General features: G+C 43.4%; 19 protein-coding genes and 1 tRNA gene. 3 read left to right on the forward strand and 17 right to left on the reverse strand.

Annotated elements, in window-relative coordinates; genetic code table 11:
• Positions 1-3: 3 nt before the first annotated feature.
• The 8 genes from RXV91_RS01750 to rpoN all read right to left on the reverse strand — a co-directional run bounded on the left by RXV91_RS01750 (position 4) and on the right by rpoN (position 9,788).
• Positions 4-1,557, reverse strand: a complete 1,554-nt coding sequence (locus RXV91_RS01750; protein WP_316438535.1) for a ClC family H(+)/Cl(-) exchange transporter — start codon at positions 1,555-1,557, stop codon at positions 4-6.
• A 16-nt stretch (positions 1,558-1,573) separates the two neighbouring features.
• On the reverse strand, positions 1,574-2,449 hold the full coding sequence (locus RXV91_RS01755) for a hypothetical protein (RefSeq protein WP_316438419.1): 876 nt from the start codon (positions 2,447-2,449) through the stop codon (positions 1,574-1,576).
• A 147-nt stretch (positions 2,450-2,596) separates the two neighbouring features.
• Positions 2,597-3,925 (reverse strand): phosphopyruvate hydratase, encoded by a 1,329-nt coding sequence (gene eno, locus RXV91_RS01760; protein WP_003643976.1) that lies wholly within the window; start codon positions 3,923-3,925, stop codon positions 2,597-2,599.
• Between the two features lie 81 nt (positions 3,926-4,006).
• Positions 4,007-4,765 (reverse strand): triose-phosphate isomerase, encoded by a 759-nt coding sequence (gene tpiA / locus RXV91_RS01765; protein WP_316438420.1) that lies wholly within the window; start codon positions 4,763-4,765, stop codon positions 4,007-4,009.
• Between the two features lie 26 nt (positions 4,766-4,791).
• A complete protein-coding gene (locus tag RXV91_RS01770) occupies positions 4,792-5,994 on the reverse strand; it encodes a phosphoglycerate kinase (protein ID WP_316438421.1) in 1,203 nt (400 codons plus the stop codon).
• A gap of 119 nt (positions 5,995-6,113) precedes the next feature.
• Positions 6,114-7,136 carry a type I glyceraldehyde-3-phosphate dehydrogenase gene (gap, locus tag RXV91_RS01775; RefSeq protein ID WP_003643974.1) on the reverse strand — a complete coding sequence of 341 codons (1,023 nt, stop codon included), beginning with the start codon at positions 7,134-7,136 and terminating at the stop codon, positions 6,114-6,116.
• Positions 7,137-7,202: 66 nt separating this feature from the next.
• Complete coding sequence (locus RXV91_RS01780) at positions 7,203-8,234, reverse strand: sugar-binding transcriptional regulator (protein ID WP_021731162.1); 1,032 nt, start codon at positions 8,232-8,234, stop codon at positions 7,203-7,205.
• Positions 8,235-8,450: 216 nt separating this feature from the next.
• Positions 8,451-9,788 (reverse strand): RNA polymerase factor sigma-54, encoded by a 1,338-nt coding sequence (gene rpoN, locus RXV91_RS01785; RefSeq protein ID WP_316438422.1) that lies wholly within the window; start codon positions 9,786-9,788, stop codon positions 8,451-8,453.
• An 82-nt stretch (positions 9,789-9,870) separates the two neighbouring features.
• Here rpoN and RXV91_RS01790 point away from each other — a divergent pair.
• The 3 genes from RXV91_RS01790 to RXV91_RS01800 all read left to right on the forward strand — a co-directional run bounded on the left by RXV91_RS01790 (position 9,871) and on the right by RXV91_RS01800 (position 12,409).
• Positions 9,871-9,942 (forward strand) — tRNA-Arg (locus RXV91_RS01790).
• A 742-nt stretch (positions 9,943-10,684) separates the two neighbouring features.
• Entirely contained in the window at positions 10,685-11,275 is a 591-nt protein-coding gene (gene clpP, locus RXV91_RS01795) for an ATP-dependent Clp endopeptidase proteolytic subunit ClpP (protein WP_003641041.1), read from the forward strand.
• Between the two features lie 159 nt (positions 11,276-11,434).
• Entirely contained in the window at positions 11,435-12,409 is a 975-nt protein-coding gene (locus tag RXV91_RS01800; protein ID WP_316438423.1) for a 2-hydroxyacid dehydrogenase family protein, read from the forward strand.
• A gap of 212 nt (positions 12,410-12,621) precedes the next feature.
• Here the strand turns inward: RXV91_RS01800 and RXV91_RS01805 are convergent, their stop codons facing one another.
• The 9 genes from RXV91_RS01805 to uvrA form a co-directional block, all read right to left on the reverse strand.
• Positions 12,622-14,274 (reverse strand): peptide ABC transporter substrate-binding protein, encoded by a 1,653-nt coding sequence (locus tag RXV91_RS01805; RefSeq protein ID WP_316438424.1) that lies wholly within the window; start codon positions 14,272-14,274, stop codon positions 12,622-12,624.
• Between the two features lie 433 nt (positions 14,275-14,707).
• A complete protein-coding gene (gene whiA / locus RXV91_RS01810) occupies positions 14,708-15,640 on the reverse strand; it encodes a DNA-binding protein WhiA (RefSeq protein WP_316438425.1) in 933 nt (310 codons plus the stop codon).
• 12 nt (positions 15,641-15,652) lie between these two features.
• A complete protein-coding gene (locus RXV91_RS01815; protein WP_316438426.1) occupies positions 15,653-16,654 on the reverse strand; it encodes a YvcK family protein in 1,002 nt (333 codons plus the stop codon).
• Entirely contained in the window at positions 16,651-17,535 is an 885-nt protein-coding gene (rapZ, locus tag RXV91_RS01820; RefSeq protein WP_251897467.1) for an RNase adapter RapZ, read from the reverse strand. The genes RXV91_RS01815 and rapZ overlap by 4 nt, the downstream gene beginning before the upstream one ends.
• Before the next feature lie 211 nt (positions 17,536-17,746).
• On the reverse strand, positions 17,747-18,283 hold the full coding sequence (locus RXV91_RS01825; protein ID WP_316438427.1) for a DUF308 domain-containing protein: 537 nt from the start codon (positions 18,281-18,283) through the stop codon (positions 17,747-17,749).
• A 212-nt stretch (positions 18,284-18,495) separates the two neighbouring features.
• Positions 18,496-19,899, reverse strand: coding sequence for an argininosuccinate lyase (gene argH, locus RXV91_RS01830; RefSeq protein WP_316438428.1), 1,404 nt, complete (start codon positions 19,897-19,899; stop codon positions 18,496-18,498).
• Entirely contained in the window at positions 19,899-21,134 is a 1,236-nt protein-coding gene (locus RXV91_RS01835) for an argininosuccinate synthase (RefSeq protein ID WP_021731173.1), read from the reverse strand. The genes argH and RXV91_RS01835 overlap by 1 nt, the downstream gene beginning before the upstream one ends.
• Before the next feature lie 570 nt (positions 21,135-21,704).
• A complete protein-coding gene (locus RXV91_RS01840) occupies positions 21,705-22,181 on the reverse strand; it encodes an S-ribosylhomocysteine lyase (protein ID WP_003641031.1) in 477 nt (158 codons plus the stop codon).
• Between the two features lie 60 nt (positions 22,182-22,241).
• Positions 22,242-25,097 carry an excinuclease ABC subunit UvrA gene (uvrA, locus tag RXV91_RS01845; RefSeq protein WP_316438429.1) on the reverse strand — a complete coding sequence of 952 codons (2,856 nt, stop codon included), beginning with the start codon at positions 25,095-25,097 and terminating at the stop codon, positions 22,242-22,244.
• Positions 25,098-25,099 lie beyond the last annotated feature (2 nt).

Here is a 25,099-nt window from a genome sequence, read left to right on the forward strand (position 1 = left end):
GACTCAGGGGGTTGCCGCCATTAAATGTGCAATTTGATGCCGCACCCACGCACGATTGTTCCGATCCGTTAAGATGATTAAGGTGTCCCCAGCGCACATTAGGGTATCCCCGTGGGGAATAACTTGGCGTTCACCCCGCCGAATCGCAATCAGTAAAGATTCAGCCGGCCATTTAAAATCACGAACTTGATGGCCTTCTAATTTGGAGCCTTCGAATATCGGTAGCTCCAAACGATCTTGCACGCCACTGTGCTCGGGTAGACGCGGCTGAATCAATTTTTCCAGCAGCGCTTCATAGATTGGCGCACCACCCAGTAAGTCAACAACAAGGTATGCCGTCATCGATACAACGGCTAGTGGCATAAGATGATGTAAAGTTCCCACCATTTCTGTAATCAAAAGAATAGCCGTAAACGGCGCTTTCCCAATACCAGCAAAATAGCCCGCCATGGCAAAAATAATAAAATTTGGAATCAATCTCGTCGGCATCCAACCAACGGCGACCATGAACTGGGCATAGATTGCACCTAAGATGGCACCCAGCGACAAGATTGGCAAGAAGATGCCACCCGGCAAACCGGAACCATACGAAATAGTTGAAAAAGTGAACCGTAACACAAAAATCCCCACCAAAGCGAGTAACGCTGGCGTCACTGCGGCCAAATTCAAGATAACCGCATTGCCGCCCCCTAATAGTTGTGGCCACATCAATCCAATCGGAATCACCAACAAGAATGGGACCAAGCCGTCCAACCAACTGGGCAGCCGCAACTTGGCATACCAATTCGGCATCGTCAGCGTCACGTTTTGATATAGATAACCGAAGACACCAAGAAAAATTCCGAGCCCAATCAGATTGCCATATTGACTCAACGGAAGGTTATGGCCGTACGGAATGTGTAATACTGGTACAAGACCAAAAAAATTCAGCGAAATAAAATTACTTGCCATGGCACTAACTAATGCGGTGGTCCAAATGATTGGTGAAAAATTATGATAAACCTCTTCCAGAACAAACAATGTACTGGCAATCGGTGCGTTGAAGGCCGCTGAGAGGCCAGCCGCTGCACCACCGGCAATCAGCGAACGTCGATCTGATCCGGTCTGTTTGAGCTTCGACGCGACCCCCTGACCAATCGTTGCTCCCAGTTGAATCGAGGGGCCTTCGCGTCCAAGAAATAGTCCAGAACCAATACCCAGAATGCCACCGACAAACTTGCGCCAGAGCACTGACCACCAACCATAGTCAAGTTCACCGGCTAATTGGCCCTCAACTTGTGGAATGCCAGATCCTTTAATATTAGGCTCCTTCCTAACTAACCAACCCACAAAGAACGCCACAACCACGGACAAACCGATCCAAGGAAAGAGCAATAACCAATTTGTATGAATTTGTGCGTACACCCATTGAACGAGCTTCAGCCCCTGCTCAATGCTGAAACGAAAAATACTAACCACGATACCAGCAATCACACCAACAATTAGTGCCCGGCCAATCGAGCTGAACCGTGTCAAGTCAAAATGTTGTTTTGCAATATGCGGCCGTTGTGCCACTATGAGTCCCCCCTCTTAATCATGACAATCGTTGTGCAATCACTTGCTGAACGGCCGCTAACGTCACGGGTGCTCCAGAAAGTAATGTCTGAATCTGCTGCGGTCCATCTACGCGTAATAACAAGCCCAATAACAGGTCCGTTTCCAAGTCGTCAGTTTGATAAGTTTCTTTAAATCCAGCCAATAAATCGGTATCACTATTAAATGCTTGCAAAATTAGTGGGACTAATTCCGTTTGTTTTGCAGCCTGATGGGCGGCGCTGAATCGCTGTAAACCTAGTTCACCACTAGTCACAATTAAATTATCACCCACCAGATTGCCATGAACAAATTGATTAGGCGTTACAGCGTGTGCTTGCAGCCAGGCCGTACGCTCATCTACAAATTCAGGGCCCAGTAAGTCCCACTGCGTTGATTGCGAAACGGCTGGCCCAAATGCGGGAACTTCGGTATTAAGACGCGTCAGCATTGTCCCAATCTGGCGTCCCAGCGTTGACTTAGCAAGGGGTTTAGCCGTTGTACAAAATTCAGTTAGTGTCAGACCTTGTAGCGGCTGATAAATCACGTAGTAGAACTGGTACTTATCGAAAATGAAACCCGCATGCAATAGACGTGGAGCACCCAAGCTCAACCGGGCCATCCTAGTCAGTCCAAAACGTTCCGCCTGATAATAGGCCCGAGTTTGGGGGATAACCTCACTGGGTGGAAAAATCGCGATTTGGGTGGGTCCGACCGTAAAGCGGGCGGCCAACTTATCTGCAACGGGTTCTGGCGTTTTATAAGGCTCATTTTCACTGGCATAAATTTTTTGCATCACCGGTTCAAAAACACCGGCATTCAGTTGCAGTCCTTGCCAATCAGACCACTGATTAATTTGTTGCTGAAAGTCATCCATTCCGATTCTCCTTACTAAAAATGCACATGCTTTTATTTTACCACGATATCGGCTCATCAAGACGGTAAAATCAAACGGGTGTTCTTTAAATTATGTATAATAAAAACGCCGCCCCAATAGGAACGGCGTTTTCATTAGAACTTCAAATTACTTGCTAGTAATAGTGTTCCGTGCAGCTTCGTCTAAGTTGTAGAAGCCGTGGATACCTTTATATTCTGAAGTGCTTTCAAGTTGGTCTTCGATCCGCATTAATTGATTGTATTTAGCAATCCGTTCAGTACGGCTCATTGAACCAGTCTTGATTTGGCCAGCGTTCATTGCGACAACTAAGTCAGCAATGGTCGTGTCTTCAGTTTCACCAGAACGGTGAGAAACGATGGCAGTGTAGCCAGCTTCTTTAGCCATTTCGATAGCTTCAACAGTTTCAGTTAAAGTACCAATTTGGTTAACCTTGATTAAGATTGAGTTAGCAACGCCCATCTTGATACCCTTTGCAAGGTAGTCCGTGTTCGTAACGAATAAGTCGTCACCAACGATTTGAACTTTCTTACCAAGCTTGGCAGTTGCCATTTGCCAGTCTTCCCAGTTGTTTTCATCCAAAGGATCTTCGATGGAAACGATTGGGTACTTGTCAACGATGCTGTCAAGTAAGTCAACGAATTCTTCGGCAGTAAATGATTGACCATTTTCGCCTTCACCCTTTAAGTCGTACTTGCCAGTTTCTTCGTTGTAGAATTCTGAAGCGGCACAGTCAAAGGCAATGGCAATATCCTTACCAGGCTTGTAACCGGCACGTTCGATAGCTTCAACTAAGATTTCGAATGGTTCTTCGTTGTTCTTCAAGTCAGGTGCAAAACCACCTTCATCACCAACGGCAGTTGAGTAACCGCGTTCGTTCAAGATCGCTTTCAAGTTGTGGAAAGTTTCTGAACCCATCCGGATAGCTTCTTTAACTGAAGAAGCACCAACAGGCATGATCATGAATTCTTGGAAGTCAACGTCGTTGTTGGCGTGGGCCCCACCATTGATAACGTTCATCATTGGTGTTGGTAAAACGTGAGCGTTGAAGCCGCCAAGGTAGTTGTATAAAGGCATTTCAAGTTCGTCAGCAGCAGCACGGGCAGCGGCAATGGAAACACCTAAGATAGCGTTAGCGCCTAACTTAGCTTTGTTAGGAGTACCATCTAACTTGATCATAGCTTGGTCAATGGCACGTTGGTCAGTTACATCGTAACCAACAATTTCCTTAGCAATTAACTTGTTAACATTGTCAACGGCTTTAGTAACACCCTTGCCCATGAAACGGCTCTTGTCACCGTCACGTAATTCAACGGCTTCATGTTCACCAGTTGAGGCACCTGAAGGAACGATACCGCGGCCAAATGCGCCACTTTCAGTATAAAGTTCAACTTCAACAGTTGGGTTACCACGTGAGTCTAAGACTTCGCGAGCATAAATATCTGTAATAATAGACATTAATTTCTCTCCTTAAAATTGGCTTGTTATTTGTTTCACACTTATTGTAGAATTTTGTCAACCAACTTGCAATAACTATTATTAGTTATTTTGGTAATTAACAAGTTCCAAGAATGAATCAGGTTGTAATGAAGCACCACCGACTAAACCACCGTCGATATCAGCTTTGCCCATTAATTCGTTAACGTTGGCTGGTTTAACACTACCACCGTATTGAATCCGAACTTTATCAGCAACTTCTTGTGAGTAAAGGTCAGCAACAGTCTTACGAACAACCGCACAAATTTCTTCGGCTTGGTCACTCGTAGCCGTCTTACCAGTACCGATGGCCCAGATTGGTTCATAAGCAATAACCAATGAACTTACTTGGTCAGCTGATAAATCCTTCAAGGCAGCTTTGATTTGGCCAGAAACCCATGATTCTGCTTGACCAGCTTCACGTTGTTCCAACGTTTCACCACAGCAGATGATTGGCTTCATGCCGTTCTTAAAGATAGCATGGGCTTTTTTGTTAATGTCTTCGTCAGTTTCGTGGAAATAGCCACGACGTTCTGAATGGCCAATAACAACGTAGTCAACGCCTAAGTCAGCTAAAGCGGCTGGTGAAGTTTCACCAGTAAAGGCCCCAGCATCTTCAAAGTAAGCATTTTCAGCAGCAATCTTTAAATCAGAACCCTTGGCAGCTTCAACCATTTCTTGTAAGAAAAGGGCTGGGGCAGCAACGACTGATTCAACTTTTGATGAATCTGGTAATTGATCCTTAACAGCATTAACGAAAGCTAAAGCTTCGCTAGCTGTTTTGTTCATTTTCCAGTTACCGGCAATAATAGGTGTACGCACGATAAACCTTCCTTTCGGAGAACAGATTATTTTTCAGAAATAGCAGCAATACCAGGTAATTCCTTACCTTCAAGGTATTCAAGTGAAGCACCGCCACCAGTAGAGATGTGGGTTAACTTGTCGCCAACGCCAAGTTGCTTAACAGCGGCAGTTGAGTCCCCACCACCAACGATGGTCGTTGCATCTGATAAGGTTCCTAAGAACTTACCAACTTCAAGTGTACCCTTGGCGTAGTTACTCATTTCGAAGACACCCATTGGTCCGTTCCAAACAACGGTCTTAGCGTCGCGTAAAACGTCTTTGAATTCTTCGATTGACTTAGGACCAATATCTAAGGCCATGTAACCATCAGGAATTGAACCTTCAACAACCTTGCTAGGAACATCGTTATCAAACTTTTCAGCAACGATTGAGTCGCTAGGTAAGACTAACTTGTCGCCAGCTTTTTCGATGATTGACTTAGCCAATTCAATCTTGTCTTTTTCAACAAGTGAATTACCAATGCCCATGCCTTTAGCAGCATAGAACGTATAAGTCATCCCACCACCGATGATGATCTTGTCAGCTTTGCTGATTAAGTGATCGATAACACCGATCTTATCAGAAACCTTGGCACCACCTAAGATAGCAACGAATGGGTGCTTAGGATTGTCAACCGCGTCACCTAAGAACTTGATTTCCTTTTCCATTAAGAAACCAGCGGCAACTTGATCCATGTTTGAAGCAATCCCAACGTTAGAAGCATGGCTCCGGTGAGCAGTCCCGAAAGCATCGTTGACGTAGACATCACCAAGTGAAGCCCAGTACTTGCCTAATTCAGGATCGTTACCAGATTCGCGCTTAACTTGTTCGCCGTTAACAACGTCTTCAAAACGAGTGTTTTCAACAACTAAGACGTCACCGTCGTTCATGTTGTTGATGGCAGTTTCAAGTTGTTCGCCTTCAGTAACAGGTACGAAGGTAACAGGCTTGTTTAATAAGTTTGAAAGACGTTCTGCAACAGGACGTAAGCTTAAGCCTTTCTTGTCGTCTTCGCTCTTAATCCGGCCTAAATGTGAGAATAAGATGGCTTTACCATCATGTTCAATCACGTATTTGATCGTTGGTAAGGCAGCGACGATCCGGTTGTCGTCACCAATTTTGCCGTCTTTAATTGGAACATTAAAGTCGACACGAATTAAAACTTTTTTATCTTTAACATCTAAATCTGAAACGATTAATTTAGCCAATGTTAAAATCCTCCTAGAATTCGTGACTGCTGAAATTAAAAAAACGGCAAGAGGAGTTTTGCCTCCCCCCGCCGTCAAAACCATATGCGGTTTTAAAGTTCTTAACTATCTAACAGATATTAGAGAGTGGCGAACTTCAATAAAGTACGTACCATTTGGCAAGTGAAGCCGTATTCGTTATCGTACCAAGCAACAGTCTTAACTAATTGGTTGTCACCATCAGAAGTAACTTCTGTTTGAGTAGGATCGAAGATTGAACCGAAAGTAGTACCGATAACATCAGATGAAACGATTTCGTCATCGTTGTAACCAAATGATTCGTTACCTTCAGTATGCTTCTTGATTGCGGCGTTAACTTCGTCAGCAGTAACTTTCTTGTCTAAGATAGCAACTAATTCAGTTAATGAACCATCAACAACACCAACACGTTGTGCATGGCCTTGTAATTTACCGTTCAATTCTGGGATAACTAAGCCAAGAGCCTTAGCAGCACCAGTTGAATGAGGAATAGTGTTTACACCGGCAGCACGGGCAGCACGGAAGTTACCACCACGTACAGGGCCGTCAAGTAACATTTGAGTTGAAGTGTAAGCATGGATAGTAGTCATAGTACCAACCTTGATACCGAATTCTTTGTTTTCAAAGAATGCTAATGGTGCAAGGCAGTTAGTAGTACATGAACCAGCAGAAACGATACGGTCATCTGCAGTCAAAATGTCATCGTTAACGTTGTAAACGATGGTCTTCAAGTCTGAGCCAGCAGGAGCAGAAATCAAGACACGCTTTGCACCAGCGTCCAAGTGAGCTTGTGACTTAGCCTTTGAAGTGTAGAAACCAGTACATTCGAGAACGAAGTCAACACCGTCGTTCTTAACCCAAGGAATATTTTGTGCTTGTGGTTCAGCATAAACACGGTAGTTCTTACCGTTAACAACGATTGAATCGTCGGTTGCTGAAACGTCAGCGTTCAAAGTACCATGAGTTGAGTCATACTTCAAAAGATGAGCCAACAATGCAGGTGAAGTTAAATCGTTAATAGCAACAACTTCGATATCACTTGACTTTTCACCAAGTTCTAAGATACGACGGAATGCTAAACGACCGATACGTCCGAAACCATTAATACCAATTTTTACAGACATACTAGAATTTCCTCCTTGTGGAAATAAAAATAGTTTTATTTTAAAAAGCAACTTCACTATAGAAGATTACTTTTTTAAAATCAAGTTAGCCGCACCCTCATCCGTGATTAAACACGTCTGTTTAGGTGCAATGTTCCTCATATACGCGGCGATTGCGGTCGCTTTTGAAGCGCCACCCGCAATGGCGAGTATAATTTCCCGATGGGCCAGTTCTCCGATTTGCAACCCAATTCGTGGAATTCGATAGACCACGTTACCCTTCTCATCGAAGAAATAACCAAAGGCTTCGCCAATCGCATCACGACTGCGTAACACCTTGATCTGATCCTCGGACATATTCCGGCGATGGGCCATTGAGATGGCTTCACCGATACTATGCACGACCACGTTAGCTTGCCCGATAATCGCCAGCACCTCTTGAATACTCGGTTCCTTGAGGAGTGGTTCATACGTTCGTTCACTGACCTGTTCTGGTACAAACAACGAGCGGAATTTACCGCCAGTATGTTGTGCCATTTGTGACGCAATGGTATTTGCTTGAATCGCAACTGATTCACCAACACCGCCACGCGCCGGAACAAATAGCAAATCACGTTTGTCGCCTAATCTATTAGTTAAATGACTTGCCACGTGTTCCATGGTATGCCCACCCATGACAGCAATAATGTTATGTCCTTCCGGCAATAACTGCTGTAATAGCTGGTTCACTTCTTCGCCCATGGTCCCAATAACTTTCAACTGTCGATCGGAATCACCAGAAACGATGATGCAACGCTTAATATTAAAGTGTTGTGCCAACTGTCGTTCCTTCTGGCGAATGCCCATTAACTCATCCATAAAATGACTTAAGCCGACTAGCACGTCCTGACCTTGTTGGGTAACTTGCATACCTGACTTGTTCGTCATAATCAAATCAAGCTTCCGCAACGTATCGGTTTCAGTCCGTAACGTCCGTTCGCTAACGCCTAATGTCTGAGCTAATAGTCGACGTCCAACTGGGGCCATCCAATTAATGGTTCTTAATACTAAGTAACGACGACTCAGCATATCAACCATATCTGGGGCAATTGCCTCAATCCATTGAATATCTGAATGCATGGCATTCAACCTGCTCTCTAGTGGGACGGGTCTGGTCCAGCTATGTCGAAAAACGACCCAAAGACTTCAAAAAACAAAGCACACAACGCAAATTCACTAAGAAATCAATGTTGCATACCTCTCTTACCACAACATGAATTATAACAGGTTCATAAGATGGTTGCAAATGAAACCCCAATTAAACTTATACCCGACTGGTCCAAATACCGCATTTAATTATTGTTCGGTTCTCAAGTATTGTTTTCGCTTTGACGAAGGCGGAATATTAAGATTTTCGCGATATTTAGCGACAGTTCGCCGAGAAAGTTCGACATTTTCCGCATTAAGAATCTGAACAATTTTTTGGTCCGAAAGCGGTTTTTCTTTATTTTCTTGCTCAATCAAGGCCATGATTCGATGCTGAACACTATCCGCCGATACTACTTTGCCACCAGTGGGACGTTTACTGACCGCTTTAGTAAAGAAACGTTTAAGTTCAAACATCCCGAAATCGGTCTGAATATATTTACCATTAATGCTGCGACTGATCGTTGATTCATGAACCTTTAGCTGTTGCGCAACATCCCGAAGCAATAAGGGCTGTAAATCCGTTGTTTTTTCTAAGAAAAAATCAGCTTGACGTTCAATAATGACCGTTCCAACCCGAAATATCGTTGCCTCGCGTTGTGCCAAACTACTGGCGATCCAATCGTATTCATTTTTCTTTTCTTTCAGATACTCCGTCACTTCTTGATCATCATGTTGCCCCATCTGATGGTAATATCGGCTACGAAACTTCACAACTGGCTGCGCCATTGAAGCTGTCCTTAGCGCTAATTGGCCGTTCTGATTGGTCACAACCAGATCTGGAAAAATATACCCGGTCGTTTCCTGTCCAATTGCTGCGCCAGGTACTGGTGTGAGTGTGCGGACGTAGTCGTAAATGCTTGAAATATCAGCAAGTTCAACTTGATATTTCTTAGCCAACAATTCCCATTGACGATTGACAAACGCCTCGAAGTCTTCTTCTAAGATGATGTACGCCAAGTTAGGAGCATGGTCATCATTTTCGGTTTGCAACATTAATGCTTCCTGCAAGCTACGCGCCCCAACACCCGGTGGATCAAGCTGCTGTAATAAGGTAATAGCATCTAATAGTTCAATCGGCGTCGCTTTAGTTGCCTGCCGAGCCTGTGCTTCATCGATTCGCAAGTAACCATTGACATCAACATACTCAATTAAGTACAGGACAATTTGCCGCAAATGGGTATCACGTAACGTCAAATGAATCTGATCCAATAAATATTCGAATAACGAGTGCTGATTCGAAGTCGACACCCGCTCAATGAAATCCGCCTTAGTGGTTACATTTTTGACTGCGTTCAAGCTTGCATGATTATTATTCCAATTTGTATCCACATCGATCAATGGGTTTTCTAATGCTTTTTGCGTCAGAAAATCTCGTAGTTCTTCCACATTAAACTGCAACATCTGAATGGATTGTTGTAGTCGCTGGGTCATTGCTAATTTCTGTGATTGCCGCTGTTGCTGGCGAAATCCTGGTCCCAGTGCCATAAAAATACCTCCCTGAATAAATTTTTATGTAAAACCCTTGTGTTTTTATCCATTATTCGCTAAAATATAATATGTTGTTTAGGCGCCCGTGGTGTAATGGATAGCACGTAAGATTCCGGTTCTTGAGATGGGGGTTCGATTCCCTCCGGGCGCATCAGTAGCTGAGAAGTGATTCTCAGTTTTTTTTTTGCACTTATTTAAGTGACAACTACTGGACTATACCAGTCACATCTTCATATGGTAACTTAATTTAAACCAAACAACAAGCAATATCCTTTCTGGGTCAGTAATAGTACCTATACCCGCTCATCCAAGTAAAAATAATCAAAAAGTAATCAGTTCAAGTAAATCATATACCAGTGTAGTCGTTTAGTAGATTTAATAACAGCTAAACTTACGCTATTCAAATAATAATTACTATAATTATATTATATTTTTTTTAACCATGGCAAATTTCATTCATACATCTGATACTAATTAATTCATTGCGAGCAGCTTGAGTCCAGCAACAAGGTCAAAGTAATTTGATTAGCCTACTAGCGTAATAACGGAATTATGCGGGCCAACTACTTTTAAATCACCATATTAGTACTGAATATGTAAGTCGATCACTGCTTAATCTTGAATCATTATTATAAGAAAGCATCATTTTCAAGCCAAGATAGACGCAATACTTAATCCAAGGCCTACTGCCTAAAATCGCTGAAAAAAAAGAGATTGGGTTCACCCAATCTCAAGCCGTATTATGATAGAAACCTAAGTATACCACGTTAACTGCATAAACGGAATTCTGTTTTTGAGGTTTTTCTTTTGACCTTCACTGACCTTAGCGGTAAACTACATTTATATTAGCAATCAGCTAATCAAATAATGCAACCTTAGGAGGCTAACAAATCATGTATCCAGTTCCTACAGTTATTGAACAGTCATCACGTGGCGAACGTGCTTATGACATCTATTCACGACTATTAAAGGACCGTATCATTATGTTATCCGGTCCCATTGAAGATAACATGGCAAACGCCATTATTGCCCAACTACTCTTCTTAGATGCTCAAGATTCAGGTAAGGACATCTATCTCTATATCAACTCACCGGGTGGTGTCGTTACCGCCGGCTTAGCAATCTACGATACGATGAACTTCATCAAATCTGATGTTCAAACCATCGTTATGGGGATGGCTGCTTCCATGGCCAGCGTCTTAGCTTCATCTGGTACTAAGGGCAAGCGATTTGCTTTACCTAACTCTGAAATCTTGATTCACCAACCATCTGGTGGCGCTCAAGGTCAACAAACGGAAATTGAAATTGTTGCGGAAGAAATCTTGAAGACTCGTAAAAAGATCAACCAGATTTTAGCTGACAACTCGGGACAATCCGTTGAAAAGTTGAACCATGATACTGAACGTGATAACTACTTAAGCGCACAAGAAGCTAAAGACTACGGTTTGATCGATGATATTATGGAAAACAACAAATTAAAATAAGTTAATATCTTTGACTGGGCTGACTTGACGTTGGTCCAGTTTTTTTTGTTCGTTTTCTTGTCATTCGTTTTGCAATGGCCCATACTGCACATAAGCAGGGATTACTACCCGGACAATATTACTTGTCCTTGAACTTAAAAGTAAAAAGGAGTCTCTATAATGACAAAAGTCTTTATCGCTGGTCAGCTTCCAGCCCAAGCCAATACGTTACTTTTACAAAGTCAGTTAGTCATCGATACTTATACCGGCGATAACCTGATCAGTCACGCGGAACTCATCCGCCGAGTCGCTGATGCCGACTATTTGATTACCCCACTTTCAACTCAAGTAAATCAAGATGTCTTAGACCACGCCCCACACCTTAAACTGATTGCTAATTTTGGTGCTGGCACTAATAACATCGACATCATGGCAGCGGCTAAGCGCCAGATTTCAGTCACGAACACGCCGAACGTTTCGGCGGTCGCAACCGCTGAATCAACAGTCGGTTTGATTATCAGCTTAGCGCATCGTATCGTGGAAGGCGATCACTTAATGCGAACTAGCGGCTTTAACGGTTGGGCACCACTGTTCTTTCTCGGCCACAATTTACAAGGCAAGACACTCGGCATCTTAGGCCTTGGCCAAATTGGTCAAGCCGTTGCCAAACGACTGCACGCCTTTGACATGCCCATCTTATATAGCCAACACCACCGCCTACCGATTAGCCGTGAAACGCAACTTGGCGCAACCTTTGTCTCCCAGGATGAACTTTTGCAACGTGCCGACATCGTTACTTTACATCTGCCACTTACCACACAAACAACGCATCTAATCGGTAACACTGCTTTTAGCAAAATGAAGTCAACGGCGCTCCTCATCAACGCCGCGCGGGGGCCAATTGTCGACGAGCAAGCACTTGTGACGGCCCTGCAACAACATCAAATTGCTGGCGCTGCACTCGACGTCTACGAACATGAACCGCAAGTCACACCTGGTTTGACCACGATGAACAACGTCATTTTAACACCTCATCTTGGCAACGCAACGGTCGAAGCTCGCGATGGTATGGCCACCATTGTCGCGGAGAATGTGATTGCGATGGCCCAACATCGGCCAATCAAGTACGTGGTCAACGATGTAACACCAGCATAGACCAATCAGTGCAGCTGTCTTGCATGACAAACTTAGGCACTGCAGAATCATTCATCGAAATAAATAAGCGGTCCACTTCGATTCGTCAAGACACTTCGACAAATCGGAATGGACCACTACTTTGTTTTGACCAAGGCAGCGTATGGACCTGGCGCTCCTACTAAGGTAACAGCCAAATGACCAGTTACCATGAACGCTCCTCAATCAGTTAATTATTTGGCAATATAAGCATACTTATAATTCCACTGTGTCCCAGCAGTATTATGAATAATACCCTTTACCTTTGGATTTTGTAAATAAGAGTATACTGTCTGATACAATGGCGTAATTCCTTGATCCTTCATGATCGTCTTCTCAGCGTTGATCATATCTTGCCACCGAGCACTAGTATCATTGGCATCCTGGTTTTGCGCCTTATTAACCAATGCATTGTACGTGCTACTGTTATATTTCCCGTAATTATAACCGCTATTATTAGTCATAATTTGCAAATGTGAGATTGGGTCGTTGAAGTCAGCGCCCCAACCACTGAGATAAAGGTCAAAATCACCACTTTGAGCACGACTTGAAGCCACCTTTGATGGGATGTTGGACAAGTTGACTGTCAAACCATCGAGATTCTTTTCTAGTGCTGATTTCAAGTATTGTGAAATTGGCTTATTAGGTTCGTCATTAGAAGCTAATAACTGAATGGACAATTTCTTGATTCCTGTTTCCTTAAGGCCTTGTTTCCATAACTTTTGTGCCAGCGCTTTGTTATATGACGTTGAATTTTTAACCGTTGACTCATCCGCAAAATCCTTACCATTTTTCGGATCTTTAGCTAAATCTTGTGGAACAAACGTCTTCGAGACCGTTGACGCATCCCCAATTACATTCTTGACTAACGTTTCCCGATTAATAGAAAGAGAAATGGCTTGGCGAATCTTAGCGTTACTGAGTGCTTTTTTGATTGTCGCGTTGCTGTCTTGAAAATTATAAACTAGGAACGCCGTGATCGAATATGGATAAGTCGTATAGTCAGCATTAGTCTTCATATTCTTCACTTGCTCGCTCGCTAATTGTGTTAAGTCCAGCTTCTTTTCTTGGAATAAGTTCAGCGTTGTTGTCGTACTTTCATTAACGGTGTAATTAATTTTTTGTAAATGAACTGCTTTTTTATCCCAGTATTGATTGTTCTTAACAAATTGCCAACTATTATTGGTCCCTGTCCAGCCAGTTAATTTAAACGGCCCACTGTATAGCATATATTGGGCTTTGGTTGCGTACTTGCTACCCCATTTTTTGACCGCCTTTTCGCTGATTGGTCCAAATAGCGGGTAAGTCATCAACTTCTTAAAGTAAGTAATTGGCTTATCCAAGGTGACGATAAAAGTATGCTTACCTTGAGCTTTGACACCCAGCGTACTTGGCGATTTTTTGCCAGCGACAATCGCATCCGCATTCTTCACCCCTGAAAAGAGATAAGCATATTGTGATTTAGTTGCGGGGGTCACCGTGCGCTTCCAAGAATACACAAAATCCTGTGCAGTTATCTTGGACCCGTCACTCCACTTCGCATTGCGAATCGTAAAGGTATATGTCTTGCCGTCCTTTGAAACTTTAGTCGATTTGGCTAATCCAGGCGTAATACTCCCATTCTTCCCTAGCCGGTATAGACTTTCAAAAATATTACCGGTGCTCCCGTATCCCGACATGTTGGAAATATCAATTGAATCCAACGAACTAGGGTACGACAAGTTTAAAACCTGACTACTTGCATACTTGCCACTGCCAGTAGACTGACTACTTTGCTTCCCACACGCTGCCAGCACCGTCACTAATACTAGACTCATCATAATCGCTAACACTGATCGCTTCTTCAAACTTCTCGCCCCTTACATTCCCATTTTAATTGTTATTGATTTACTTATTCTCATCGGTCTAAACAAAAAACGCCTGCTTAGAATCTCGTCAGATTCCAAGCAGGCGTTTCAAAATTAACGATTTGAGCTCAAGTTCGTTATTTTTGATGCAGAGACGCTTGTAATTCAACGCAAATAGCCATGTTGTTTGATTCACAACATGGGCAGCACATCATCATTTGCGTCGCTAATTTTTGCATGATTACGTCTCTCCGATTTCATAAGATGTGTTCAGTATAAATAGCTTCACTTACTTTTGTCAAGTGTTTTTTCTGATCTAAAAGATTGGCAACAACACCCGTCCTAAATAAAAAGCTTCCCAACACTCCCAAAAGAGTGTCAGTAAGCTTCTCAATAACTATTCAGCGCAACTCTCAAGACGGATGGCCTGTATTTAGGCATCTTTTTGTAGCTGTTCGGCAAATTGATTAATCTTGCGTAAGCGATGATTGATACCAGATTTAGAGATTGGCCCACCTGGAACAAGGATTCCCAGTTCCTTAAGACTAACTTCACGGTGTTCCAAGCGCGCAACCGCGACCTCTTGTAACTTCGGCGGTAATTGTTGCAATCCCACCGTTTCGTCAATCAGTAAAATGTTTTCAATCTGTTTGCTAGACGCATTGGCCACTTTATCCATATTGGCATTTTCACAGTTGACTAACCGATTAACCGAGTTCCGCATATCACGCATAATCCGAATATCTTCGAATTTAAGCATGGCATTCGTGGCACCCACTAATGACAAGAAGTCCGCGATTTTTTCTGCTTCCTTGATGTACGTAATAAAGCCGCCACGCCGATCAGTCGTTCGCGAGTTCAAACCATACTGATTCATCATTTCTGAAATCATATGATTGTGTTCCTCATACAGTGAGTAAATTTCCAAATGATACCGGGAAGTTTCAGGATTATTCACCGAACCTCCCGCCAAAAAAGCACCCCGTAAATAGGACCGAACGGCCGCGTCATCCGTTAGCACTTCCGTTGGCGCAACCTCGACAATTTGATAATCCTTCAAAATACCCAAATCGCCTAACACCATATCCGTACCCGTCTTTAAACGTACAATGTACAAATTATTTTTATTTAACTTCATTTTACGTCGAACGATCAATTCACTATCAACGTCGTAAAATTGTTTGAGTAGCCGGTAAATACGCCGCGCGATGGCCGGATTTTCCGTCTGAATATTCAAAATAAAGTGGTGGTTAGCAATGCTAATCGCCCCATTCATTCGAATCAAAGCCATTAATTCAGCCTTAGCATTCTCGCGATGGACAGCGAGGTTAGTTAATTCTTTCTTAACGTCACTGGCGTAGGACATGCCGCAACCCCCTTATCTTAAAACGTCGGAATGACCGACTAAATTCATTAATTCAGCGACGACTTGGTCGCCATCATGAAAGGCCCCATTATCACGGAGTTTCAAAAAATTCGATGAAATCACCCGGCAATTTTGTTCCCGTAAGCCGCGAAAATCATGGCTTACCTGGCGTGAAACTTCATTAAACTTATGGAAATCCATATAATCTTCTGGCACTTCTTCAGTATTAACTAAAACTGTATTGATAAAGTTTTGACCCAAATGACGGTTTAAAACCCGGACGTGATCAGCATCAGAAAAATGATCCGTTTCACCTTTTTGCGTCATAATATTGCAAATATAAACGACTTCTGCATCAGACTTGCAAACGGCCTGACCAATATTACGAATCGTTAAGTTCGGCAAAATACTGGTAAATAAGCTCCCTGGACCCAAGACAATCTGATCTGCTGCCATAATTGCATCAATGACGGGTTGGACGGCTTGCGGTTCCTTGCCATTCTTATCAGTGACCCAGACGCGCTCTAGTGATTTGTGCGCCGCCGTGATCTCAGCTTCACCCACTAACTCCGTACCGTCACTAAACTTACCATGTAACGTCAGTGCTTCGTTTGCAGCTGGAAAGACATGACCATCTACTTGCATCATGTTAGATAGTTCTTGGACCGCGTCAAAAACCCCTGACTTCATTTCCGTCAGCGCCGCAATCACCAAATTACCAATCGCATGACCAGCAAAGAACTGATCATCACCCTGAAAACGATACTGAAAGATATCTTTATATAGGTGGGGCCAATTCGATAAAGCCACCATCACGTTACGAATGTCACCAGGTGGGACCACGTTAACGTAATTGCGAATAATACCGGACGAACCACCGTCATCAGCAACCGTCACTACTGCAGTAATATCCACAGCCTGTTTACGCAGACCCTTCAGAACGACCGGTAAGCCGGTCCCCCCGCCAATCACCACAATTTTAGGCCGCTGAGTCTTAAATGTGTATTTTCTCATGAGCGATTAACAGTTTCCTTTCGTTTATCAATATCACGGTGACTAATATGCACCTTATAGTGCTTAGCCAGAGCTTCACCGATACGTTGCGTCAAAGCAACGGAGCGGTGTTGTCCACCCGTACAACCGATGGCAATCGTTAGACTACTCTTACCCTCAGCTTCATAGCCAGGCATAATACTCTCCAACATGCCTAAAAACTGTTGATAAAAGGCTTCCGTCGCTGGCTGCTCCATGACGTAATCTACCACGGGCTTATCCAAGCCCGTCTGCTTCTTCAATTCTGGAATATAGTACGGATTTGGTAAGAACCGCACATCCATAACAATATCCGCATCAATAGGTAAGCCATATTTAAACCCAAAGGATAACATCTCGATATGAAAAGTCTCATCCTGGTCCGTTTCAAATTTATCAAAAATTGATTCGCGCAGTTCACGGGGCGTCAACGTCGACGTATCAATGACGTATGAAGCCCGATCTTTCAGCGGTGCTAATAGTTCGCGTTCCTTGCGCACGCCATCCATTACGCGCCCCTCCATGGCCAGTGGATGTGACCGACGCGTTTCTTTGTACCGTGAAACCAATTCTTCGTTGGAAGCATCTAAAAACAGAATCCGAGTCGACACAAAGTCCGTGTTGTCTAAGTTAGCCAACATGTCCATGATTTCATCGTAAAAAGCCCGCGAACGTAAATCAATTACTAGCGCTACTTTTTTTATTTTACCCGACTCCTCGACTAATTCTGAGAACTTCGGTAATAACGCTGGTGGCATATTATCAATGCAAAAATAGCCTAGGTCCTCAAAGCTTTGAACAGCAACCGTCTTACCAGCACCGCTCATCCCAGAAATAATTACGAGTTGTAATGATTCTGCCATATTGTATTTGCCCCCTCTTGTCCATATTGTCAGTAGTATAACACACCGGGCGTGTCATTTCTACTGACGGATCACTAACCCCATCGTTTGATGCGGATAATCCGTTAAAATCATGTTACAAAAATGGCCCGTTAACGCCAGGCCAGCATTACGAATGAACGCTCGTAACAACCGAACCCAGGAATCGCTAACGTGCCAAACACTGATTAAACTAATTACGCCGGGCAAAGGCAATCAAGATAGCATTGATCCCGAAAACTGCGAAATAAAAACTAACTAACACATTGAAACTAATTACCGCAATCATTGGATTAATGACTAATAAAATGCCTAATGCCAAACTAATAATGTCCAAAATTAATGATAAAACAAAATATCCCGTCCCGAAGACCCGTAAATGTGAGACCACGGTCAAACGTTCAATTGAGTCAATCAAGAACCAAAAAGCAAAGACGTACCCGAGCACGAGAACACCAGTTGGCGCGTGGAATAAAAATAGTAACCCCACTAGAATATCAATAATCGCAAACACTAGGGCGAAATTTGCTCGTAGACCTGTTTCACGGCGCAATTTGGTGTACCCACCAATCGTGGTAATCCCACTAATAATTGCGGCAATTGCAAATAAAAAGACTAAGCTTAACAGTGCCGCCTGAGGTTGCTTGATGACGAAGTAAGCGGCAATCAAGAAAATAATTCCCGTCATAAACTCGGTCCAATCAAAACCCCATCGATGATCATTAAACATACATCAACATCTCCCATATCCGATATTAATTCCATCTTACCAGTTAATGTAAGAGTTTCCAATTTTTCTGATGAACTTTATTTCAGCTTAAGGATTTTCTGAAGCGCCAACTATTACTCTTCTCATATTAAAAACGACCTCTAAGTGTCGATAATCCGCCACTTAGAGGTCGCTTCGAAAATAATATCAATGGTCAAATTGATAAACATTAATTAATCGATGGTTGCTGATTGATAAGCCGCTAATTGCACTTGTGCTCGTTGCAATTCCTGCTTAATTTGATCAAAACCAGTGCCACCTAGTGAATGCCGCCGTTCAATCGCAACTTTTGCATCTAAGTCATGGTAGACATCTTCTTGAATCAATGGTGAGATAGCTTGATACTCGCTGAGCGGAATCGCTTGCAATGGGCGCTTCTTTTTCAAGCCATCCAAGACTAATTTGCCTACAATCGCATGTGCTTGGCGGAATGGAATCCCTTTATTGGCAAGATAATCTGCTAACTCAGTCGCATTTGAGAAATCATTAGTTGTTGCATCCGCCATTCGGTCTTCATTAACCGTCAACGTTGCTATCATTCCAGTAAAGACATGAAGACTCGTCAACACGGTCGTCACCGTATCAAACGCCCCCTCTTTATCTTCCTGGAGATCCTTGTTATAGGCCAATGGAATGCCCTTCATCACGGTCAATAGCCCCATTAGGTTGCCGTAGACTCGCCCGGATTTGCCCCGAATCAATTCAGCCATATCTGGATTTTTCTTTTGCGGCATAATTGAACTACCAGTTGAAAACTGATCACTCAAGCTAATGTACTTGAACTCATAACTACTCCAACTGACAATTTCTTCACAAAACCGCGAGAGGTGCATCATCAAAATTGACGCGTTGCTGAGAAATTCAAGGACAAAGTCTCGGTCAGAAACAGCATCTAAACTATTATGATAAACTTCACTGAATCCTAATAATTTAGCACTATATTCCCGGTCAATTGGGAAAGTCGTCCCGGCTAGCGCAGCAGCACCCAATGGCGAAATGTCCGTATGCTGCATATTAAATTCAAACCGATCCATGTCACGTTTGAACATTTGATAATAAGCTAACAAATAGTGCGCATATGAAATCGGTTGGGCGTGTTGCAAATGCGTATACCCTGGCATCACCGTCTCTACGTTTTCACTTGCTTTAGCTACCAACACTGTTTCCAACTCATGTAGCCGATCCAAGATCAACGGCAGCTGATGCTTCAAATACAAGTGAAAATCCGTAGCAACTTGATCATTCCGTGAACGAGCTGTGTGCAATTTGCCAGCCACCGGTCCAATTTCTTCAGTTAATAATGATTCAATATTCATATGAATATCTTCGTTGACCGTTGAAAATTCCAGCTTACCCTGTTTCTGGCGTTCTGCCAACGTTTCTAGGCCAGCCACAATCTGATCAACATCTTGAGCAGGTAAGATGCCCGTCTTCTTCAACATCTTAACGTGTGCCAATGAACCAGCAATATCTTCTGCGGCAAGTAGCTGGTCGAAGCTAATGGACGCCCCAAAGTCATCAACATACTTGGCACCGGTTTCTGTAAACCGGCCACCCCATAGTTTTTTTGTACTCATTAGGCGTGAGCCTTATTAGTCTTGGCTTCGGCCTTAGCCTTCGCTTGAACCTGAGCGTTAACTTGCGTTGGTAGGCCCCATAATTTGATAAAACCAACCGCCGCCTGTTGGTCAAATGAATCTGCTGAAGTGTACGTTGCTAAGTTCGTATCGTAAAGGGAGTTAGGTGACTTCCGGCCTTCAGTAATAACATTGCCCTTGAAAAGCTGTACCCGAACGACACCGTTAACCACTTGTTGTGTCTGCTTCAAGAAAGCAACCATTGCTTCCATTAACGGTGAGAACCAAAGACCGTTATAAATGGTATCCGCTAATTTTTGTTCAATAATTGGCTTGAAATGGGCTAATTCCCGTTCAAACGTTAAATCCTCTAAGTCTTTATGTGCTTTGAGTAAAACTGTTGCGGCTGGTGCTTCGTAGACTTCACGAGATTTAATGCCGACTAACCGGTTTTCAATATGGTCAATCCGGCCAATCCCGTGTTCACCAGCGATTTTATCTAACTTGATTATCAAATCTGCTAGATTTAAAGATTCACCATCCAGAGCGACTGGCACTCCGGCTTCAAAGGTAATCTCAAGGGTGGTTGGCGTGTCCGGTGTGTCAGCTAGTGCTTTCGTCCGATCAAACGCATCGGCGGGCGCTCCTTGCCATGGGTCTTCTAAAATACCACATTCGTTAGCCCGTCCCCATAAGTTTTCATCAATGGAATAAGGACTGTCAAGATTGATTGGCACGGGAATATTATGTTCTTTGGCATAATCAATTTCTTCTTCCCGTGACCAGTGCCAGTCACGAACAGGCGCTTCAATCTTAATGTCGGGTGCCAACGCATGAATCGCAACTTCAAACCGAACTTGGTCATTCCCCTTACCAGTACAGCCATGGGCAATGGCCACGGCATGTTCTTGCTTGGCCAGCGTCACTAACTTCTTAGCAATCAATGGCCGTGAAAGCGCTGAGACTAACGGATATTCCCCTTCATATAAAGTATGTCCTTGCAAGGCAATCAAAGCATATTCTTCAGCAAATTCTTGCTTGGCGTCAATCATATATGATGAAACTGCCCCTAATTTCAATGCCTTTTCTTTGATAGCATCCATGTCCTTACCTTCACCAACATCGATACCACAAGCCACAACATCGTAGCCCTTGTCTTTTAACCAACTAATAGCAACTGACGTATCTAGACCACCAGAATAAGCGAGAATAATTTTATCATTTTGTTTGACCATTGATTTGTACCTCCGAAATTTTTATCACTGCTTTTCTCAATGACAGTATCGTACCACCGGCTTTAATTTTATGCAACTATTTTTGAAAAATATTCGATATTTGCGGAATATTCATTATATTAAAGAATATTTATTCACATATTCACTTAAATTGGTATATTTTTTTATTCTCCTACTCATCGTATTTCTAATTTTCAAAATGATATTAGTTGCTACTGATAATGACCAGACGCCACTCAACCTTAAAGTCAAAAGTGGCCGACTGAGAATAAGACCCGTGTTTGAGACGACGCGGTATTTTGCGGCGTGAGTGCCAATCGATGACAAACACGTTGTTTGTAACGATCGGCACCCCCGCCCTGGAGATCGGAACTAGGTACGCGCATACTGACGAACAAGTCTCTAACTAATTGACATCCTCTGACAATAATTCATGCCACATAAATTCGTGCACCTCAGCTTGATCTGCTAATTGAATGTTCATCAAAAAATGGGTCTAGCTTTCGGTTACCGAAAGCTAGACCCATTTTGATTAGCACTATCAACTACGCTTAATTTTAAAATTTCAGACTATTCAACGACTTTGCGAACGAACGGGTCCGATGAAATCCCTTGTGATAAGATCAGCTTAGCCCATTCCTTAGCCGAGAATAACGAATGGTCCTTATAATTCCCACAACTATCAATCGTCGTTCCTTGAACATCTTCCCACTTAGCTGGACCAGCAATGAATTCTAATGAGGACTTCAATGCCTTAGCAACTTCCACGGTGTCATGTTCACCCCAAGTAATCAAATGAAAACCAGTCCGGCAACCAAATGGTGAGCAGTCGATCACGCCATCCATCCGATCACGCAATAATCCGGCTAACATGTGTTCAATCGTGTGTAAGCCCGCTGTATCAATCGCAGTCTTATTAGGTTGAACTAACCGCAAATCAAAATTAGTGATGGCATCGCCCTTAGGACCATTTTCCACCGTAATTTTACGAACGTAAGGTGCTAAAACTTTGGTATGATCTAACGTAAAACTTTCTACTTTAGCCATGTACAAACAACTCCTCTAAATTAAAATTACATTACAAACTCAAGTGTAGCACATTGCCATCTATTTAGCAGGTGCAGGTGCTTCACGAGCACGGTCGCGTTCCAAGACTGGTCTCAAGTATTGGCCAGTGTAACTTTCGGCCACTTCAGCCACCTGTTCCGGAGTACCGGTAGCTACGATTGTTCCACCACCATCGCCACCTTCTGGTCCTAAATCAATCAAATAATCCGCTGACTTCACGACATCGAGATTATGTTCAATAATCAACACCGTATTACCTGCATCCACTAACCGATCCAAGACCCCAATTAACCGCCGAATATCTTCACTATGCAACCCAGTTGTTGGTTCGTCTAGAATATAGAAATTCTTACCCGCTTGTTGCTTATGCAATTCGGAAGCTAACTTCATCCGTTGGGCTTCCCCGCCTGATAAAGTGGTTGCGGGTTGGCCCAACTTAACATAACCTAAACCAACATCAACTAGCGTCTGTAATTTGCGCCGAATCTTAGGAATTGGTTCAAAGAACTTAACAGCTTCTGAAGCCGTCATTTTTAAGACATCCGCAATATTTTTCCCCTTGTATTCAACTTCTAACGTTTCAGAATTATACTGTTGACCATGACAAACCTCACACGGTACGAAGACATCAGGCAAGAAATTCATTTCAATCTTCAAAATACCATCACCATGACAGGCTTCACAGCGACCACCCTTAGTATTAAAACTAAAACGCCCCTTCTTATATCCACGTAATTTGGCTTCATTAGTCTGCGCAAACAAGTCACGAATATTGTCGAATACGCCAGTATACGTAGCCGGGTTGCTGCGTGGCGTTCGGCCAATCGGGCTTTGGTCAATATTAACTAACCGTTCAATATTTTTAATGCCACTAACACTCTTGTACTTACCAGGTTTTTCAGAATTCCGATTCAACTTTTGTGCCAAGACTCGTTTTAAGACGTCATTAACTAGTGTCGACTTACCAGAACCAGAGACCCCTGTGACCACGACAAATTCGCCCAAAAGAAAATCAACATCGATTTTTTTGAGATTGTTTTCGGCCGCACCAGTAATCCTAATCTTTTTGCCATTACCAGAACGCCGGGATTCAGGTAATGGAATAAAACGTTTGCCAGATAAATATTGACCAGTCAATGACTTACGTGAACGCGCCACCTGTTTCGGCGTTCCGGCCGCCATTACTTCACCGCCATTTTCACCAGCACCTGGGCCAATATCAACAATGTAATCAGCCGCACGCATCGTATCTTCATCATGCTCAACTACGATTAATGTATTGCCCAAATCACGCATCTTCTTCAAGGAGCCAATCAACCGATCATTATCGCGCTGGTGCAGGCCAATCGATGGCTCGTCCAAAATATAGAGTACGCCAGATAAGTTAGAACCAATCTGAGTTGCCAACCGTATCCGTTGCGCCTCTCCACCAGATAACGTTCGCGCAGAACGGCTTAACGTCAAGTACGCTAGTCCTACATTTTGCAAGAAAGAAAGTCGATCCCGAATTTCCTTTAAGATGGGCTTGGCAATGACCAGACTTTGTTCTGACAAACTCAATCCATTGAAGAAATCAAGTTCCTTGCCGATTGCTAAGTCAGAAACCATTCCGATATGTTCGCCACCGACTTTGACCGATAAAGCCTTACGGTTTAATCGGAAACCATGACAAGTCTGACAAGTGAGTTCCGTCATGTATTTACGCATGACATCGCGTGTAAAATCACTATTGGTTTCATGATAACGGCGATCAACATTATTAATGACCCCCTCAAAAACTGCGTCAACATCCCGCACACCACCAAAATCATTTTGATAATGGAAATGGAAGGTCTTGCCGTTGGAACCATAAAGAACCGTTTGTTGGTCAGCCTTGGACAAGTCCTCATACGGAACATCCATCGGAATTGCTAACTGTTCGCAAGCTTGCTTCAACATTTCAGGATAGTACTGCGAGCTGATCGGATTCCAAGGTGCTAACGCACCTTCAGCCAACGTCAGCGACTTATCAGGTACGACAAGGTCCTCATCAACTTCTAGCTTGATTCCAAGACCTTCACAGTCTGGACAAGCTCCCTGAGGCGCGTTAAACGAGAATAACCGCGGTTCAAGTTCCCCCACAGTAAACCCACAGATTGGACAGGCATAATGTTCTGAAAACATGATTGGCTTATCGCCAATCACATCCGCAATCGCATAGCCGCCACTCAATCGCAATGCCGCTTCAAAGGAGTCAAACAATCGGGAGCGATCGCCGGACTTCACGACAATCCGGTCGATAACGATTTCAATCGTGTGCTGTTGATTTTTGTTCAGTTCAAAGGTCTCACTGATATCATGAATTTCACCATCAACGCGGACACGTACAAAACCTTCTCGTTTGATCTTTTCAAAGATCTTTTTATGCTCACCCTTTTTCTGACGGACAATCGGCGATAAGATTTGTAACTTCGTTCGCTCTGGTAATTTTTGAATCCGGTCAACCATCTGCTCAACGGTCTGACTCGCAATCGGTGTGCCATCATTTGGACAGATTGGTTCTCCGACTCGTGCCCACAATAACCGTAAGTAGTCATTGATTTCGGTGACGGTTCCGACCGTTGACCGGGGATTCTTCGACGTGGTTTTTTGGTCAATCGAAATAGCCGGGCTAAGCCCGTCAATCGAATCAACATCTGGTTTTTGCATCTGCCCTAAGAATTGACGCGCGTACGCTGACAGGCTTTCCACATACCGACGTTGTCCTTCCGCGTACAACGTATCAAACGCTAATGAGCTCTTACCAGAGCCAGATAACCCCGTAATCACGACTAATTTATCACGGGGAATGGTGACATCGATATCCTTTAAGTTATGGGCTCGTGCACCATGAATGACAATCTTATCATTTGCCAAAA

This window comes from Lactiplantibacillus sp. DA1, assembly GCF_032681335.1.
In the GTDB taxonomy this organism is placed as follows: domain Bacteria; phylum Bacillota; class Bacilli; order Lactobacillales; family Lactobacillaceae; genus Lactiplantibacillus.